Source organism: Streptomyces sp. NBC_00029 (assembly GCF_045160505.1).
Classification (GTDB): domain Bacteria; phylum Actinomycetota; class Actinomycetes; order Streptomycetales; family Streptomycetaceae; genus Streptomyces.
In genome coordinates this window covers 1,096,959-1,113,053 of record NZ_CP108292.1, presented here as the reverse complement: position 1 = coordinate 1,113,053, position 16,095 = coordinate 1,096,959, and the positions used below count along the sequence as shown (strand labels likewise).

The following is a 16,095-nucleotide window of genomic DNA, read 5'->3' as shown; positions in this document are numbered from 1 at the left end:
GTCCGCTCGATACGGACGCACTCCCCGCCCCGTGGCAGCGCTCAGCGCGCCCATCCCCGCCGTGCCCCGCCGCAGTTCATCCGTACGGCCGAACTGCGGATGCCACCCCCGACCCGCCGGTGCAGGCTGTGGGGGCAAGGAGAGCCGCCACAGCCCACCCGGCGCAGCTTCAGCGTCATCCCACCGGATCCCGGGGGATCCACCGGCTCCCGACCCCGTAGGAGGTCAGCCATGCAGGGTGACGAGAGCGCGGGCGAACTCGCGGCGCTGAGGGCCAGGGTTGCCGCCCTGGAATCGGAGGCGGCGAACCGGACACCGCCGAAGCACCGGATGAAGTCGCTGCTCTCCGCGGTGCTGATCATCATCGGCTGCGTGCTGGCCCCGCTCGGCATCGTCGCGTCCTGGACCTCCAGCATCGTGGGAAACACGGACCGTTACGTCTCCACGGTCGCCCCACTGGCCTCCGACCCGGATGTCCAGGCGGCCGCCGCGAACCGCGTCACCGCCGCCCTGATGGAGCACCTCGACCTCGCCACCCTGCTGGAGGACGCGGCCCCCGACCAACGGCCGCTGCTCCAGAAGGCCCTGGGCAAGCTCGGCGGTTCACTGGAGGGCGCGGTCAGCAGTTTCGTGAAGGAGAAGGCGCAGGACGTCATCGCCTCGGAACAGTTCGAGACGATCTGGACCAACGCCAACCGCACCATCCACGCCTCGCTCGTCAAGGCACTGACCGGCAGCGGCGACGGCGCCGTGGAGATCAAGAACGATGCGGTGACGGTCGACCTCGCACCGGTGATCGAACAGGTCAAAACACGGCTCGTGGACGCCGGAATGGGCGTGGCAGGCCGGATCCCCGAGATCCACACCGACTTCACCGTCGTGCAGTCCAACGACATCGGCCGGGTCAAGACGGGCTTCCGGCTGCTTCAGATCCTCGGCGTATGGCTGCCGATCATCGCCGTGCTGCTCGTCGCCGCGGGCGTCCTGCTCTCCGCCCACCGGCGCCGCATCCTCGTCACCGCGGCCCTCGCCGTGGCGTTCTCCGTCGCCGTCCTCGGCCTCGGGCTGACCGTCTTCCGCACCGTCTACCTCAACGCGCTCCCCGACACCGTCTCCCAGGCCGCGGCCGGTTCCGTCTACGACGCGATGATCCGCCTGCTGCGCACGACGATCCGCATGGTCGTGGTCCTCGGCATCGTGATCGCCCTCGCCGCCTGGCTCTCCGGCCCGGGCAAGTACGCCACGGCCGCCCGCCAGATCTGGCACTCCGGGATCGTCGCCACCCGCGCCACGGCCGACCGCCTGGGCCTGCGCACCGGCCCTGTCGGCCCGTTCATCCGGCGCCACCGCTCCTGGTTCACCTGGGGCCTGGTGGCGATCGCCGTCCTTGTGTACGTCCTGTGGTCCTACCCGACCGGCTGGGTGGTCGTGGGGCTCGCCCTCGCCCTGCTCTTCGCCCTCGCGGTCACGGACTTCCTCGCCGAGGACACCACCACCCCCGTCGAGGGGACGACCCCGAGTCCGCACCCGTCATGACGGGGCGCCGTCCGGTCTCCGTGCCGCGCCGGGCTGGGCCGCCGGGATGCGCTGGGTGAAGAAGAGCGCGACCAGGGCGGCGAGAGCGAGGATGGCGAGCGCTGCCCGCAGTCCGTCGATCCGCGCCTTCTCGTTCGCGTCGAGCGCCGCCTGCGCCACCACCGGGTCCGTGCCCGCCTCTTCGAGGGCCGCGGTGAGCTGCTCGTCCGACAGGAACGGGGCGCTCCCGGCCAGTTTCGTGTGCGCCCGCGTCTTGGCCTCGGCCGGGACCGCCGGGTTCTGGTCGATGGTGGTGAGGAACGAGCCCGCCAGCACCGCGATCATGATCGACCCGGCGAGGGCCGTGCCGATCGAGGCGCCGAGGTTGGTGACGGTGTTCTGGATACCGCCGACCTCGGCGCTCTTCTCGTCCGGTACGGCCGACACGGTGACGGCCCCCAGCTGGGAGGCGAGCAGCCCGATCCCCAGCCCGATGAGCAGCATGGGCACGGTGACGACCCCCGCGCCCGAATCCGGGGTGAGGGCGGCCAGCAGGATGACGGCGCCGGCGAACATCGACAGGATTCCCCACCGCACGACGCGCCGGGGTGAGGCGCTCGGGCGGAACCTGGGCACCCCGATCGCGGCGGCGAGCAGGGTGACGGAGAGCGGCAGGATCAGCGCGCCCGTGTGGAGGGCGGACAGGCCGAGCGCCACCGACAGGTAGAGCGGGACGACGAAGAACACGCCCATCTGCACGAGGTACTGGAAGAGGAACATCGTCAGCCCGCCGGTGAGCTGCCGGTTCTTCAACAGCTCCGGGTCGACGAGCGGTTCGACACCCCGCGTCACCAGGCGTGCCTCCCAGCGGAAGAACAGCCAGACCAGCATCAGTCCGGCCAGCACCAGCCAGACCACGGGCGAGACGCCGAACCAGGAGGGGCCACCCGCCTTGGGCCGGAACCAGCCCCATTCGCTGGTCCGCAGGATGCCGAACACGAACAGCCCGATGCCCGCGGCGGACAGGACCGCGCCGAACAGGTCGATCCGCGGCCGGTGCTCCGGGGGCGCGTCGGCGATCCGTCGGGCCAGCAGCAGGATGACGAGCACCACCACGACCTCCCCGGCGAACACCCAGCGCCACGAGAAGAAGGTGGTAGCGAAGCCGCCGATGAGCGGTCCGACCGCGATCGCCACCGCTGCCGCCGCGGCGACGAGACCGTAGGCGGCGGGCCGCTGCTCCTTGCCGAAGTTGGAGGCGACGAGCGCCACGATCGCGGGCAGGATCAGCGCCGCTCCCACGCCCTCCAGGAACGACCAGCCCAGCAGCAGGACCGTCAGGTTCGGGGCGAGCGAGGTCGTGAGGGACCCGACTCCGTAAATGACGCAGCCGATCATGAACGCCCGTTTGCGGCCGATGAGCGCGCCGACCTTGCCACCGCTGATCATGAGCATTGCCATCACCAGCGTGTAGGCCGTGATGGCGCCCTGCATACCGCTCACCGTGGTGCCGATGTCCTCCGCCACCGTGGCGATCGACACGTTCATCACCGAGCTGTCCAGGGCCATCAGGAATTGGCCGGCCGCGAGTGTCAGCAGGATGAGCCTCGTGTTCCCCGCGTTCCCCGCCGTCCCGGCCGGGCCCGCCTGCGCTGCTGTCATGCGCGCAGCGTGCCACGGCCGCGGGAGGCGGCCGGGCACCTCGCCCGCCGGTTCAGCCGAGTGGCCGAAGCACAGGCCCGGCCCGGTTCAAGCCGCGGCGGCGGTCACCCGGCCGGACGCGATGGCGTCCACCAGGGCCTGGTGGTCACGCTCGTTCTGGTCGGCGTAGCTCTCCGCGAACCGCACGAGCGCCTGGTCGAAGACATCGCCGCGGCCCAGGTAGGAGGCGATGGCGATCCGGTCACCGGACCGGGCGTGCGCGCGCGCCAGGGTGACGCCGCACAGGCCGGCGAAGACCCTCATGCCGCGCGGCACCATGCGCGCGGTTTCGGCGATGCCCTTCCAGTCGCGCAGCTGGCGTACGTAGAAGGCCCGTTCCTGGCCGTCGAGCCCCTGCGTCTGCTGCCAGCCGAGGAAGATGTCGCTCGCGGCCTGCATCAGCCGCTGGCCGGCCACGACCCGCTCGCCCTGGGTGGCGTACTCGCTGGCGCCGGCGTACGGGGCGAGCACCGATTCACTGGCCTCCTTGGCCTGCAGGAGCAGCGGGTCCTCGCCGTCGCGGCCCAGCAGCAGCACGATCCAGCACCGCGTGCCGACACTGCCGACGCCCACCACCTTGCGTGCCATGTCGACGATGGCGTACTGCTGCAGGAGGTGCCTGCGGTCCGTCTGGAGACTGTCCCCGTAGCGCCCGACCAGTTCCCGGATCTGGTCCTCGAGCGCGTCACGCTCCTGTCCCGGCAGCAGTTCGGACACCGGTGTGATCAGCTGCGGCACGGCGGCGAAGCGGCGGCGGCCGTCGACGACCTCGGTGAGCTTCTCGAAGGCCTGCTGGCTGTCGCGCCCGCGCGCCTTGCTCAGTGCCTCGTTCACGTTCCTGCGTCCCCGGCTGTGCAACGAGCCCTCCGCCAGCTCCTGGAGGTGCGTCTCGTCCACTCGTGCGTACCAGACGTCGAGGTTGCGCATCCCGGCGAAGCGACGCATCTGCTCGCGGTAGGCGCTGACGCCCGACAGCACGATCGTCGCGCGCTCGCGTCCGGAGAAGCCGTTCTCCCGCCCGGCTATGACCAGGCTCGTCGCGAGCCGCTTGACGTCCCACTCCCACGGCCCGGGCAGTGTTTCGTCGAAGTCGTTGATGTCGAAGAGGAGGTTGCGTTCCGGGGAGCCGAGCAGCCGGAAGTTCAGCAGGTGCGCATCCCCGCACAGCTGGACCCGGATACCCGAGTCGGGGGTGCCGGCCAGATCGCCCGCCATGATCGCGGCAGCACCCCGGTAGAAACGGAACGGTGACTCGGCCATCCGGCCGTACCGGATCGGCACCAGCTCCTGCACCCGGGTGGCGGACTGCCGCTCGATGACGTCCACCGGATCCGGCCGGTGGGACGACGGCTCGAAGTCTCCGTGGGCGGATCGGGGCGTCCGCGCCCGGGCGGCCCGGCCGTCGGCCGCCCGGTCCTCGACCGAGAGCCTGTGGCCGCCGCCCGTCGCGTTCACGTTCGGGGTCGTGTCGCGCATCGTCATCGTCGTTGACCTCCCGGCCACCAGGGGCCCCGCCTCCCAGCATGGCACTCACCCCACCCCGCTGCCCCACGGGCGCTGCGGTGCGGATCACGGGTCGTCCCGCCGCGTCCTGCCCGGCGAGGGGCTGCCGAGCCGCCGGGCCAGGTACGGCTCCTGCGCGAGGGCCGCGCCCGTGGTGATGCCGACGGCGACCGCCACGCACAGCACGATCAGCCACGACAGGATGACGAACACCGAGCCGGTGGACCCGTACGCGGCGAGCGACCGGTTGAGGGCGATCGGCATGTAGACGCGCGCACCCAGCGACAGCGCGGTGACCGCGGCGGCCGTGAGCAGGGCGCCGGGCAGCAGCGGGGGCCAGCGGATCAGCCCGCCCAGCAGGAGGTGCTGGCTCCACCACCACGCCCCTGTCTGGAAGAGGAGCGTGAGGGGGATCCCGAGCCACAGGCCGAGGCCGAATCCGTTGCGCACCGGGCCCTGGACGACCAGCAGGACCATCCAGGCGCCGATCCAGGCGAACCAGCGCCAGATCGCGATCCGCGTCCCGCCCCGCGGGATCTGCCAGGCCCGCCGGCACAGCCGCTGCATGGCGCGGCTCACGGCGGTCGCCGAGAGCAGCACGATCACGGCGCCCGCCACGCCCACGGCGTTGCGGAGGTCCTCCTCGCCGGAGCCGTCGAAGACGTCGTTCAGCTGCTTGTCCGCCTCACCGGTGAGCCCGAACATCGTGCGTACGGATTCCACCAGCTGCTCCCTTACGGGCGCCGGGGCGAACGAGGCGAAGACGAAGAGCAGGGGCACCACGGTCAGGAAGCACTGGGCGGCCAGCCGGGTGGCGGAGTCGAAGATGTTCACGAGGACCATGCGCTCGGTGACGTGCGTGATCACCGGGAACCGGGTCTCGGCCCGCATCTGCGCGCGCTTGCCGGCAGCGACCAGCTCCCGGGAGCGGCTCTGCCACCGCGCCTTGCGCCCCGACGGCATCAGCGGCCCGCAACGTCATGCGGTAGGGACGGCGGGTGCCGGGGCGGCGTCGTCATGGCGGTCTCCTTCGTGTGCGTCCAGGTTGGTGGACGCAGCCGGGAGCGGCATCTCGATGGGCAAAAGGTGTAGGAGCCCGCAGCGGTGCGTAGTGTCGTATGTCGTCACTCGATTGGGGCGCCATGGTCCTCGACCTCATGCTCATCGCGCTGGCGATCGCCCTCTACCCGCTGCCCATGATGGCGTTCATCCTCGTGGTGTCCTCGCCCCGGGGAGTGCTGAAGGGGCTGGCCTTCATCCTGGCCTGGCTGGCCAACCTCGTCGCGGTGATCGCGATCGTGCTGGCGCTGACCGGCGGTGAACCGCCGTCACCGCGTTCCCCGCCCGGAGTGGCGGCGCTCGCGGCCAAGCTGGCCATCGGGGTGTCACTGGTGGTCTACGGGGTGCACCGCTACCGCCTCAGGAAGGCACGGGCCGGTGCCGTCCGGGACACCACGGCGAAGCCCTCCCGGATGGGCGTCGGCTCGCCGTGGGCCGCGGCGGGCCTGGCCGTGCTGATCCAGCCGTGGGGCATGGTCGCGGCGGGCGCGACGACGGTGGTCCAGGCCGACACCTCGCACGCGACCACGTTCATCGCGCTGTTCGGCTTCTGCCTGGTGGCGAGCTCCGGCCTGCTGGCCGCGGAGCTGTACATGGTGTTCGCGCCGGAGGCCGCCCAGGCCCGGCTGCTGAGCCTGCGTACGTGGATGGAGGGCCACAAGGACGAGGCCATCGTGTTCGTCTGCCTGCTGCTGGGCCTGTGGCTGACCGCGCAGAGCATCTACCAGCTGACCGCGTGACCGCCGTGACCGCCGTGACCGCGTGACGGTCGCAGCGGCCAGACATGCGAGGGCGCGGGCCGCGTGCTGGAATGAAGAGAACTTCCCCCTCTCCGATCTCCGACAGGAGCTGCCATGAGCAGCGAGACCGAGGCGCGAGCCGATTTCGGCGACATCGACGAGCTGGGCCCGGTCGACTACATCGTGGTCGAGTTCCCGGGCAACCGGATGACGGGCGAGGCGTTCCCGATCCTGGTCGATCTCGTCGACCGGGGCGTCGTCCGCATCTTCGACTTCGTCTTCATCCGCAAGGAGGAGGACGGCACGGTCACGGCGGTGGAGCTCCAGGACCTCGGCGGCGAGGTCGACCTCTCCGTCTTCGAGGGGGCTTCGTCCGGCCTGCTCGACCACGGCGACATCCAGGACGCCGCAGGCGCCCTGGAACCCGGCAGCTCCGCGGGAGTCATCGTGTACGAGAACACCTGGGCGGCGCCGTTCGCCCGTGCCCTGCGACGGGGCGGAGCGCAGCTCGTGGCCGCAGGACGGATTCCCGTACAGGCCCTGCTGGCGTCGCTGGACGCCCTGGAGGACCCGCCGGCCGGAGAGTGAATCCCGCACAGCCTGACCTGGAGATGAGCACCATGCCCGGACTTCTTCGCGGGGTTGCCCGCACCGCCGTCATCGCGGGCACCGCGACCGCCGTGTCCAACCGCGTGTCGCGCCGCCAGGGCGGCCGATGGGCGCAGCAGGAGGCCCAACAGCAGCAGGCGGCCCAGCAGCAGGCGCCGCCGCCCCCGCCCCCGCCGCCCGCCGCGGCGCCGGCGGACGACATGACCGCCAAGATCGAGCAGCTCAAGCAGCTCAGCACCCTGAAGGAACAGGGCGTGCTGACCGAGGCGGAGTTCGCCGAACAGAAGCGACGCCTGCTCGGCTAGTACATCTCTCTCGGATCGGCCGGGCCCTCGGGCCCGGCCGATCATGTGACTGTTCCGAGCCCGGTGGTCGGCGGCGGCAGAAGCCGGGATGATGTCATGGGCGATCATGGCGGGTCGGCCGAATGGCCGAACGCGGGGGAGGGGTACGCAGTGGTCGGGCAGGAATCCGTGGGCGTCACGGTCGCGGGATTGATCGAGGCGGCCACGGACGACCAGAGCGGCGCCCTCTGGAGACTCCGGCAGGACGGCCGGCAGCTCGACGCGAACCTGGTGCGCCTCCTGCCTGGCGGCGAAGTCGCCGCCCACCGGGAGCCCGAGGTGGACGTACTGCTCGCCGTCGTGAGGGGCGGCGGCTCCCTGACCCTGGACGGGGTCGTCTCCGAGGTCGTCCCCGGCTCCCTCGCCCTGCTGCCGCGCGGAGCCTCCCGCTCGCTCCGGGCCGGCCCCGAGGGACTGGTGGTCCTCACCGCGCACCGCAGGCGCGCCGGCATGTCCATCGGCCGGCCGCCCCGTACCGAACCGCGCACACCGCAGTGCCCGCTCCACCTCGTCTGCGAGCAGTGTCACCGGCACGCCATCGAGGCCGACGCCCGGTACTGCAGCTGGTGCGGTACCCGCCTGGTGCCCCGGGGCGCCACGGAATGACACCCTCGCGCCGCGGCGCGGGTGGAGGGCGCCGGCCCGTTACGGACGGGGGTGCAGGGGGACCGGGACGCGGGGCAGGTCGATGCCGAAGTGGTCGCGGTAGGCCGCCAGGACCTCCGCGTCGTCGGCCAGGGCGCGCTCGGTGCGTTCCCCGGCGGCCGTGACCGTCAGGACGCGGTCGCTGAGGGTGGTCCGGCCGGTCTCCGTCAGCATTGAGCACACCGGCTTGCGGGTGAACCCGGACGCGGGCGAGGTGCTGTGCCACCACGCGCCGGTCACGAAGTCGGACAGGATCCGGGGGCGGGTCTCCAGCCGGTACTGGGGCACGCCGTCCTGGAGGACGTCGAGGTCCCCGTGCGGACCGTCGGCCGGCACGATCCGGAACACCCCGCCCGGGTCGGTCTGTTCGCCCCGCTCGTCGAGGGCCAGCGGGAAGTGGCTGTGGTCGCCGAAGCCCACGTCCGCCAGCCACGCCCGCCCGTCCTCGCACTCCACGCGCAGCGCCAGGTGGTCGTAGGGGATGCCCGGACCGCCGCCGGCCTTGTGCACCCGTGCCTGCAGCAGCTCCACCCGGTAGCCCAGGGCCCGCAGCAGCGGGGCGAACGCACCGTTCAGCTCGTAACAGAACCCGCCGCGGCCCCCGCGGAGCAGCTTGTCCAGCAACGCGTCCGCCTCCAGCACGATCTCCTGGCCCAGGTGGATGGACAGGCTCTCGAACGGGACGGTCCGCAGGTGCCGCAGGTGCAGATCGCGCAGGGCCGCCACACTCGCCGACCCGGGCCGCCCGGCCCCGATCCGCCGCAGGTACGCGTCAGCCCGTGACGCGGAAAACTCTTCCATCCCGGCAGTCTCGCAACCCGCCCCCCGCCCCGCCATACCCGGTTCGACCTAGGCCCATCGGCCCATCGGCGGCCCGCGCCCAGCCGGAGCGGTTCCGCCTTCTAGGCTGTGCGGTGCGGATCAGGCCGGCGGCCGGTGAGGCGCGGAGGGGAGGACCACCCCGCCATGGGCGTGACGCAGGTCACGGGAACCCGTCCTCGATGCCGGACAGCTCACAGGAGTGACAACAGAGATGCGAACCCGGGTGCGGTCCGGAGATCCGGACGCCTACGCGGAGCTGTTCGACAGCTGTGCCCGCACCCTCTACAACCATGCCTTCCGGATGACCGGGGACTGGGCCACCGCGGAGGACGTCATGTCGGCGACCTTCCTGGAGGCATGGCGGCTGCGCGGCACGGTCGACCCCGAGGGCGGTTCCCTCCGGCCCTGGCTCCTGGGCATCGCCACCAACCTCGCCCGCAATCAGTGCCGCAGCAACCGGCGCTATCGGGCAGCTGCCGCCGCCACGGCTGCGGCCGGCGCCGCATCCGTGCCCGACCACGCCGACGAGGTGGCCGGCCGTCTGGACGACCGGCGGCGGATCGCGGCCACGCTGGCGCAGCTGGGCGCGCTGCGCGGACCCGAGCGCGAAGTCCTTCTGCTGTGCCTGTACGAGGGCCTGGAGTACGCCGAAGCGGCCCGGGCCCTCGGCATCCCGGTCGGGACCGTCCGGTCCCGGCTGTCCCGGGCCCGTACGAAGCTGCGCAGACTCGCCGAAGCGGAACTGAAGAGGAACGGACGGGAACTCCTGGTCCGGCCCCGACAGACATATGGCGACCGCGAACACGCGGTGTGGTCCGCACAGGAAGGAACCCGATGAACGCCGACCTCTCCCGGCCGCGGCCGGCCCGCCCGGACGAGGACCCGCTCCCGCTGTCGTTCACCGAACGGGAACTGCCTCCGGGGCGCCACGAGCTCCACAAGGAGCGTCTGATGGCGCAGATCCACGAGGACCTCCGAGCCGCCGCCGTCGACGTCACCACCGCCCGCACCGCGGCCGACACCACCGCCACGGCGACCGGCTCCGGCTTCGCCGGCAGGTCACGCCGCAATCCGTTCCCGCGCCGCGCGATCCTCGTGCCCGCCGCAGCCTTCGCGATGGTCGGCGCGCTCGCCACCGGCGGCTACCTCCTCTCCACGGACCGGGGTGTTGCGGACCGGCCGGCCTCCACGGTCGCCACGCATCGGGTGACGCCCACGCCCGCCCCGCTCGGCACCGCCGAACCCCAGAGGACACAGCAGCTCCTGGACCGCCTCGCGCAGGCCTCCTCCGCCGCCCCCGGCCCGGTGGTGCGCGCCAACGGGTTCATCTACGTCGGGAGCATGGTGGCCGCCACCTCCGTGGGGAGCGTCGACGGCAGGAGCACCCTGGACGAACCCCACGCGCGGCACGAATGGAGCTCCCCGGACGGCAGGAAGGCCTGGCTGATCGAGTCCGGCATCACCGGTCCGGGAGGAGTGGACCTGTCGGGGAACAGGAAGGAGGGCGAGGCTCCGCCGGAGAGCCTCAACCTGCCCAGCTACGACTACCTCGCCCGGCTGCCCACCGACCCCGACGCGCTGCTGGAGCTGATCCGCGAGGGGACCGGGGGCCACGGCACCAGCCCCGACCAGCGGGCCTTCGCGACGATCGGCGACATGCTGCACGGGACTCTGCCGCCGCCCGGGCTCACGGTCGCGCTCTACAGGGCCGCGGCGAAGATTCCCGGCGTGGTCACGGTGGACGACGCGGTCGACGCCGTGGGCCGCCCCGGACTCGCGGTCGCGCGGCTCGACGAGAAGTCCGGCGAACGCCTGGAATGGATCTTCGACCGGCAGACCCTCGCCTTCCTCGGCGAGCGCATCGTCCGGGTCGAGGGCGGGTCCGGCGAGCGGAGCGCCGTCCGGCCGGGCACGGTCGTGTTCTCGAAGGCCGTCACGACCCGGGCGGTCGTCGACCGGATCAGGGAGATGCCGCCCACGACGGGCTGACCGCCAGGCGGGGCGAGGCGTCCGGGCCGGCGCCCGCCCCGACGCCTCGCCCGGGACCGCCGGCCGGGCCCGCGCCGGGATTCCGTACGGCCGGCCAGGACTACTTGGGCACCTGGGTGTTCTGGCAGACCGTCAGGAGCCAGCGGCCGTTCTGCTTGGTCATCACGTACGTCGGGACGCCCTCGTCGCCCGGGCCGTCGGCCGAGTGGTAGACCTGGCTGACCTTGACCGCGGCCACGTCCGGGCGCAGGAACTGGAGGTGGGTGACGGTGTAGCTGACCCGGCCGTCCCAGGTCGCTCCGGGGAGGACATTGCGGGTGAACTCGGAGATGGCGTCGAGGCCGATGAGCACCTTGCCGCCCCCGGTGGTCCACAGGGCGTCGGGGTGGAACAGGGAGAGGAAGGCGTCGGGGTCCTTGGCTTCCTGGGAGGCCTCGACGGCGGCCACCACCCGGTGGATGGCCTCGATGTCGGCGGTCCGGGATGTGTTCTCTGTCGTCATGTGGATCACGATTCAACCTCAACGGCCCTTGAGGTCAAGGCCTGATCGCGGCTGATCGCATTCTGATACGTCAACTGCCGGCAGGGCGGGTGCAGTCGCGCGGCGCGTGCGACAGGAGGGGTGCGGGCCGATGTCCGTACCCCTCCTGCGTCGTTCACAGCACCTTGGAGAGGAAGGCCCTCGTGTGGTCGTGCCGGGGGTCGGTCGGAACCTCCTGGGGGTGACCCGACTCGACGACCACGCCGCCGTCCATGAAGACCGGCGAATCGCCGGCCTCGCGGGCGCGAAGCCCCTCTCGTGCGTGACCACGATCATGGGGATGGCGGACCGGAACGGCCGTGACGGTCTGCGGGGTGACGGTGTGCGGGGGACCCCCGCCGGGGCGGGCGCCGCCCCGGCAGGAGTCCTGTCGATGTGTTCGGTGACTTACGACTGCCCTTCAGCGGTGCGTGCGGGTCAGGAACCGGCGTTGACGCTCGCCGAGGTGACCGCCCCCGTGCCCGCACCCCACTTGTCGAGGGCCTTCCGGTACGACCCGTCCTCGATCACGGCCGCCAGCGCCGCCTTGAGGGCGTCGCGCAGTCCGGGATTGTCCTTGGCCACGGCGATCCCGAACGGGCCGGCCTCGATCTGGTTGCCGACGATCTCGAAGGCGTTGCCGCCGTCCGCCTTGAGGGCCAGGTAGGCGGCCACGGGATAGTCGTTGACCCCCGCGACGGCGCCGCCCGCCTTGACACGGGTCTGCGCCTCGGCGTCGGTCGGGAAGGACTCGATCGTGACGGCCGGCTTCCCGGCGGCCTCGCACTCCTTCGACCGGGTCTTGACCACTTCCTCGAAGGTGGTGCCCCGCTGTACGGCTGTCCTCCTTCCGCAGAGATCGGCGATGGACCTGATCCCCTGCGGGTTGCCCTTCTGGACGTACACGACGGAGCCCGCGACGAAGTAGTCGACGAAGTCGACCCCGTTGCCGGTCTTCTGGCCCTTGTCGTCCAGACCCTGCTGACGGGCCATGGTGTCGCTCATCGACGACATCACCACGTCCTGCCGACCGGAGTTGAGGGACGTGATGAGACTGTCGAAGGTGCCGCTGGTGAAGACGAACCTCACTCCGAGCTGCTTGCCGAGCGCGTCGGCGATGTCCGGGTCGACACCGACGATCTTTCCGTTCTCCACGAACTCCATCGGGGCGTACGTGGCGTCCGTGCCGACCTTGATGACACCGGCGTTCCGGATGTCCGCGGGGAGCTTGGAGAACAGGGCGGCGTCGTTCTGCGCGCCACCTGCTCCGGCGGTACCGGCGCCCTGGCCGGCGTCCGTCCGGTCGCCGCAGGCACCCAGCAGCAGGGCGGCGGTGGTGGTGGCGAGGACGGCGGCGATCGTCCTGCGGGTCGGTATGCGTGCGGCCATGGCTGTGCTCTCTCTCGGGGCGGTGTGCGGGGGAGGCGCTGGGGAAAGCGCTGGTGGGGGGCGCTGGGTGGAATGCCGGGCAGGTGCCCGGACGCTCAGGCGACGACGCGCAGGCGCGTCACGCCCGGGTCGAGCGCGCCGCGGACGTGGCCGTTCGGCGCGGTCGCGGTCCGCTGGAGGAAACGGACGGCCTCGGCGGTGATGACCTCGCCCGGCAGGACGTTGGGGATGCCCGGCGGGTACGCGGCCAGCGTGTCCGCGGAGATCCGTCCCACGGCCTCTTCCGCGGCCACCACGTGGGCCGGGCTCAGGAACGCCTCACGGGCGGTGAGTTTCGTGGGACCGGGTGTCGGCAGCCGCAGCATGCCGTCGGCGCGAGCGCCGGCGGCGGTGCCGGCACCCGCCGAATCGGTGAGCGGGGCGGGCAGGGTGTGCAGTGCCTCGACGAACCGGTCCGTGTCGGGGGCGGACCCCGCACCGATCACGGCGACGATCGCCGCGCCGGTCGCCACCTCGACCATGATCTGGTGGTCCAGGAAGAGCCGTCGCCTGGCCTCGTGGCCGCTGATCCCGCCGACGCGGGTGTCGATCGCGATCCGCAGCGGATCGGCTCGGACGATGTCGGGGAAGGCGTGGAAGCCATCGCTCACCACCCCGAAGCGGCCCAGCGCGCGTACGACGCCGCGCACCTCGTCCGCGGCCTCGATCGAGCCCCCCGTCGCACCGGTGTCCGTGACCAGGCTCCTCCGGGCGAGATCCAGCGACGCGGTCAGCAGGGCACTCGCGCTGGTGGACTGTACGAGGCGGAACGCCCGGTCCACGAGCGGCTCCAGCCGGTCCGCGAAGGGGCCCTCCGCCAGGTGGAGCATCGCCGATTGGGTCAGGCTTCCCGCGAGCTTGTGCGTACTGGAGGTGGCCAGGTCCGCGCCCGAGGAGAGCGCACCGGCGGGAAGACCGGGATGGAAGCCGAAGTGCGCCCCCCACGCCTCGTCGACGATCAGCGGAACGCCCGCGGCGTGGGCGGCGTCCGCGATGGCGCGTACGTCGGCGACCGCGCCGAAGTAGCTCGGGGACACGATGTACACGGCGCCCGCGTCCGGCGTCCTTGCGAGCGCCGCCGCCACGTCCCCGGCGGTCACTCCGTGGGCGATGCCCTGCTCCGGGTCGACGGACGGCTGGACGAAGACGGCGTCCATGCCCGACAGCACCAGCCCGTCGATGACGCTGGAGTGCACGCTGCGCTGCACGACGAGGGTTTTCCCGAGCGCGGGGGCCACCATCGAGGCGATCTGATTGCCCTGTGAGGCGCCGTTCGTCAGGAACCACGTGCGCCGCGCGCCCCAGGCTTCGGCCGCCAGTGCCAGGGCCCTGTCCAGAGGTGTGTCCGGGCCGAGGTCGATGCCGTCGAGCAGGGGCGGGAAGTCCAGGGCCGTGATCCGCGGGCCGAAGAAGCCGGTGAGGTCCGATCCGGGGGTCGCGGCATGGCCGGGGACGTTCAGCCTCAGCCAGTCCCGTCCGGCATGGGCCAGGACCGCCTCGGCGTACGGTGCGCTCAACTGGCCGACGCCAAAGCCAGGGCCGAGGCCTGAGGGGGAGAGGGAGGGGGAGAAGGAAGGGGAGGAGGTGCGGTGATCGGTGGTTCTCGTGTTCACCCTGGGAGCGTGGCAGCCCCGCAGTCATTGAGGAATGGTGGACTTTTTGTTACCCCTCCATAGAGTGTCTATATGCTCGACGTCAGACATCTCCAGGTGCTCCGGTCCATCGCGCAGGAGGGATCGCTCGCCGCCGCCGGGCGCGCGCTGCACTACAGCCAGCCCACGATCACCCACCATCTCGCCGCCCTGGAAGGCCACTTCAACGCCCGGCTCGTCCAGCGCGGACCGCGCGGCGCCACCCTGACCGAGCTCGGCGAAGCCCTGCTGCCGCACGCCGAGGCCGTGCTCGAACGCCTGCGTCACGCCGAGCAGGAGGTGCGCGACCTCGCCGAGCGTGGCCTGCGCACCCTGCACATCGGTACGTTTCCCACCGCGGGCGCCCTGCTGCTGGCGCCCGCGGTCAAGCGGCTCCACCAGCAAGGGGTCCACATCTCGCTCACCGAGGGCGAGCTCCCCCTGCTGCTGCGCGGGCTGCGGGCCAAGGAGCTCGATGCCGCCCTCGTGTTCTCGCAGCCCGGCGACAGCCTCGACCTCGACGAGGACTTCGAGGTCCATCCGCTGCTGACCGATCCGCTCCTCCTGGTCATGCCGGAGGACCACCCGTGCGCGTCGCTCGAACAGGTCTCCCTCGGCGAACTGCGGGACGCCGCCTGGGTGGGCGCCGCCGACCCCCACGACCCCTGCGACCGGGTGCTCGCATGGGCGTGCGGCCAGGAGGGGTACGAGCCCCTGCACGTGATGCGTACCGACGACTACGCGGTGGTCCAGGGGCTCGTGGCCGCGGGGTTGGGCGTGGCCCTCGTTCCGCGGCTCGCGCTGGGACCGCACCGCCCCGACCTGGCCGTACGCCCCCTGGCCCGGCCCGCCCTCGCCCGCGAGATCAGCGTCGCCGTACTGCGGTCCACCTCCGCCGGATCCGCCCAGGAACTGATCGCGGCGCTTCTGGAGCAGGCCGAACTGATCACGGAGCGCTGGGCCGCGGCCTGACCCTCACGTCCTCGGCGGCCGGTCCTGCCGGGCGCGGGAGTCGAGTACCGCGGTGGTGAAGCTCGCCAGCCGGGCCCGCAGCTCCTCGCGGGGTACCTCCTTCTCACCCGCCAGGTATGCGATCAGGTCGGCCCGGGTGGCCGCGAGCAGCGCGTGGGCGGTGAAGTCGTCGTCGTCCGGGCCGGGGACGGACCGCAGCAGGTCCCGGAGCAGCGTGTGCCAGCGGTCGTAGTGCTCCGTCCGGTACGGGCTGTCCGCGCCGCCCGACTCCAACGCCATGGCGAGGTGGCGGTTGTCGAGCTTGAAGCACAGGACCGCGTCGAGCAGGGCCGGTACGCGCAGGTGCGCCGGCGTCTGAGGTCCCAGCGGCGGCGGGCCCGCTTCGACCGCTTCCCTGATCGGTTCGAGCCGTGCCTCGTACAGCTCGCGGATCAGTCCGGTGCGATCGCCGAAGGCCCGGAAGAGCGTCGCCTTGCCCACGCCGGCCGCCGCGGCGATGTCCGCCATGGTGACGTCCTCGGGGCTCCCGCAGTCGGCGAAGAGGGTGTCGGCGGCCGCGAAGACGGCCGCCCGGTTGCGGACCGCGTCCTTGCGCGGCTTGCGGTCGGCGGTCATGG

16 protein-coding genes and 1 pseudogene are annotated in these 16,095 nt (G+C 72.0%); 8 read left to right on the top strand and 9 right to left on the bottom strand.

Annotated elements, in window-relative coordinates:
* Nucleotides 1–231: 231 nt before the first annotated feature.
* On the top strand, nt 232–1,536 hold the full coding sequence (locus tag OG753_RS05530) for a hypothetical protein (protein WP_327260660.1): 1,305 nt from the start codon (nt 232–234) through the stop codon (nt 1,534–1,536).
* Here the strand turns inward: OG753_RS05530 and OG753_RS05525 are convergent.
* The 3 genes from OG753_RS05525 to OG753_RS05515 all read right to left on the bottom strand — a co-directional run bounded on the left by OG753_RS05525 (nt 1,531) and on the right by OG753_RS05515 (nt 5,682).
* Entirely contained in the window at nt 1,531–3,177 is a 1,647-nt protein-coding gene (locus OG753_RS05525; RefSeq protein WP_327260659.1) for an MFS transporter, read from the bottom strand. The two genes, OG753_RS05530 and OG753_RS05525, sit on opposite strands and share 6 nt — an antisense overlap.
* Before the next feature lie 87 nt (nt 3,178–3,264).
* Nucleotides 3,265–4,692, bottom strand: a complete 1,428-nt coding sequence (locus tag OG753_RS05520) for a DUF2252 domain-containing protein (protein WP_327266645.1) — start codon at nt 4,690–4,692, stop codon at nt 3,265–3,267.
* A 93-nt stretch (nt 4,693–4,785) separates the two neighbouring features.
* Entirely contained in the window at nt 4,786–5,682 is an 897-nt protein-coding gene (locus OG753_RS05515) for a YhjD/YihY/BrkB family envelope integrity protein (protein WP_405787389.1), read from the bottom strand.
* 179 nt (nt 5,683–5,861) lie between these two features.
* Between OG753_RS05515 and OG753_RS05510 the strand changes: the two genes are divergently transcribed.
* From OG753_RS05510 to OG753_RS05495, 4 genes are all read left to right on the top strand, one after another.
* Nucleotides 5,862–6,518, top strand: coding sequence for a GAP family protein (locus OG753_RS05510; protein WP_327266644.1), 657 nt, complete (start codon nt 5,862–5,864; stop codon nt 6,516–6,518).
* A gap of 114 nt (nt 6,519–6,632) precedes the next feature.
* The gene (locus tag OG753_RS05505; RefSeq protein WP_327260657.1) at nt 6,633–7,106 is read left to right on the top strand and encodes a DUF6325 family protein; all 474 of its coding nucleotides are present in this window, start codon (nt 6,633–6,635) and stop codon (nt 7,104–7,106) included.
* Between the two features lie 32 nt (nt 7,107–7,138).
* Nucleotides 7,139–7,432 (top strand): SHOCT domain-containing protein, encoded by a 294-nt coding sequence (locus OG753_RS05500; protein ID WP_327260656.1) that lies wholly within the window; start codon nt 7,139–7,141, stop codon nt 7,430–7,432.
* A 96-nt stretch (nt 7,433–7,528) separates the two neighbouring features.
* Nucleotides 7,529–8,077 carry a hypothetical protein gene (locus tag OG753_RS05495; RefSeq protein WP_405787386.1) on the top strand — a complete coding sequence of 183 codons (549 nt, stop codon included), beginning with the start codon at nt 7,529–7,531 and terminating at the stop codon, nt 8,075–8,077.
* A gap of 39 nt (nt 8,078–8,116) precedes the next feature.
* Here the strand turns inward: OG753_RS05495 and OG753_RS05490 are convergent, their stop codons facing one another.
* A complete protein-coding gene (locus tag OG753_RS05490; protein ID WP_405787384.1) occupies nt 8,117–8,917 on the bottom strand; it encodes an arylamine N-acetyltransferase in 801 nt (266 codons plus the stop codon).
* A 232-nt stretch (nt 8,918–9,149) separates the two neighbouring features.
* On the opposite strand from OG753_RS05490, the gene OG753_RS05485 reads away from it, so the two are divergent.
* Both OG753_RS05485 and OG753_RS05480 read left to right on the top strand, forming a co-directional pair.
* Complete coding sequence (locus tag OG753_RS05485) at nt 9,150–9,776, top strand: RNA polymerase sigma factor (RefSeq protein ID WP_405787382.1); 627 nt, start codon at nt 9,150–9,152, stop codon at nt 9,774–9,776.
* Complete coding sequence (locus OG753_RS05480) at nt 9,773–10,927, top strand: CU044_5270 family protein (RefSeq protein ID WP_405787380.1); 1,155 nt, start codon at nt 9,773–9,775, stop codon at nt 10,925–10,927. Before OG753_RS05485 ends, OG753_RS05480 begins: the two co-directional genes overlap by 4 nt.
* Before the next feature lie 100 nt (nt 10,928–11,027).
* Here OG753_RS05480 and OG753_RS05475 read toward each other — a convergent pair whose 3' ends face one another.
* The 4 genes and pseudogenes from OG753_RS05475 to OG753_RS05460 form a co-directional block, all read right to left on the bottom strand.
* Nucleotides 11,028–11,429: an SgcJ/EcaC family oxidoreductase gene (locus OG753_RS05475; protein WP_405787379.1), complete on the bottom strand. Its 402-nt coding sequence runs from the start codon at nt 11,427–11,429 to the stop codon at nt 11,028–11,030.
* 154 nt (nt 11,430–11,583) lie between these two features.
* Nucleotides 11,584–11,756 (bottom strand): annotated as a pseudogene (locus OG753_RS05470) (ectoine/hydroxyectoine ABC transporter ATP-binding protein EhuA); the annotation flags it as partial.
* Nucleotides 11,757–11,885: 129 nt separating this feature from the next.
* The gene (locus OG753_RS05465; protein WP_405787378.1) at nt 11,886–12,836 is read right to left on the bottom strand and encodes an ABC transporter substrate-binding protein; all 951 of its coding nucleotides are present in this window, start codon (nt 12,834–12,836) and stop codon (nt 11,886–11,888) included.
* A gap of 95 nt (nt 12,837–12,931) precedes the next feature.
* A complete protein-coding gene (locus OG753_RS05460; RefSeq protein WP_405787376.1) occupies nt 12,932–14,392 on the bottom strand; it encodes an aminotransferase class I/II-fold pyridoxal phosphate-dependent enzyme in 1,461 nt (486 codons plus the stop codon).
* Between the two features lie 168 nt (nt 14,393–14,560).
* On the opposite strand from OG753_RS05460, the gene OG753_RS05455 reads away from it, so the two are divergent.
* Nucleotides 14,561–15,478, top strand: a complete 918-nt coding sequence (locus tag OG753_RS05455) for a LysR family transcriptional regulator (RefSeq protein ID WP_405787375.1) — start codon at nt 14,561–14,563, stop codon at nt 15,476–15,478.
* A gap of 3 nt (nt 15,479–15,481) precedes the next feature.
* Here OG753_RS05455 and OG753_RS05450 read toward each other — a convergent pair whose 3' ends face one another.
* Nucleotides 15,482–16,093 (bottom strand): TetR/AcrR family transcriptional regulator, encoded by a 612-nt coding sequence (locus OG753_RS05450; RefSeq protein WP_327260648.1) that lies wholly within the window; start codon nt 16,091–16,093, stop codon nt 15,482–15,484.
* Nucleotides 16,094–16,095: the final 2 nt, after the last annotated feature.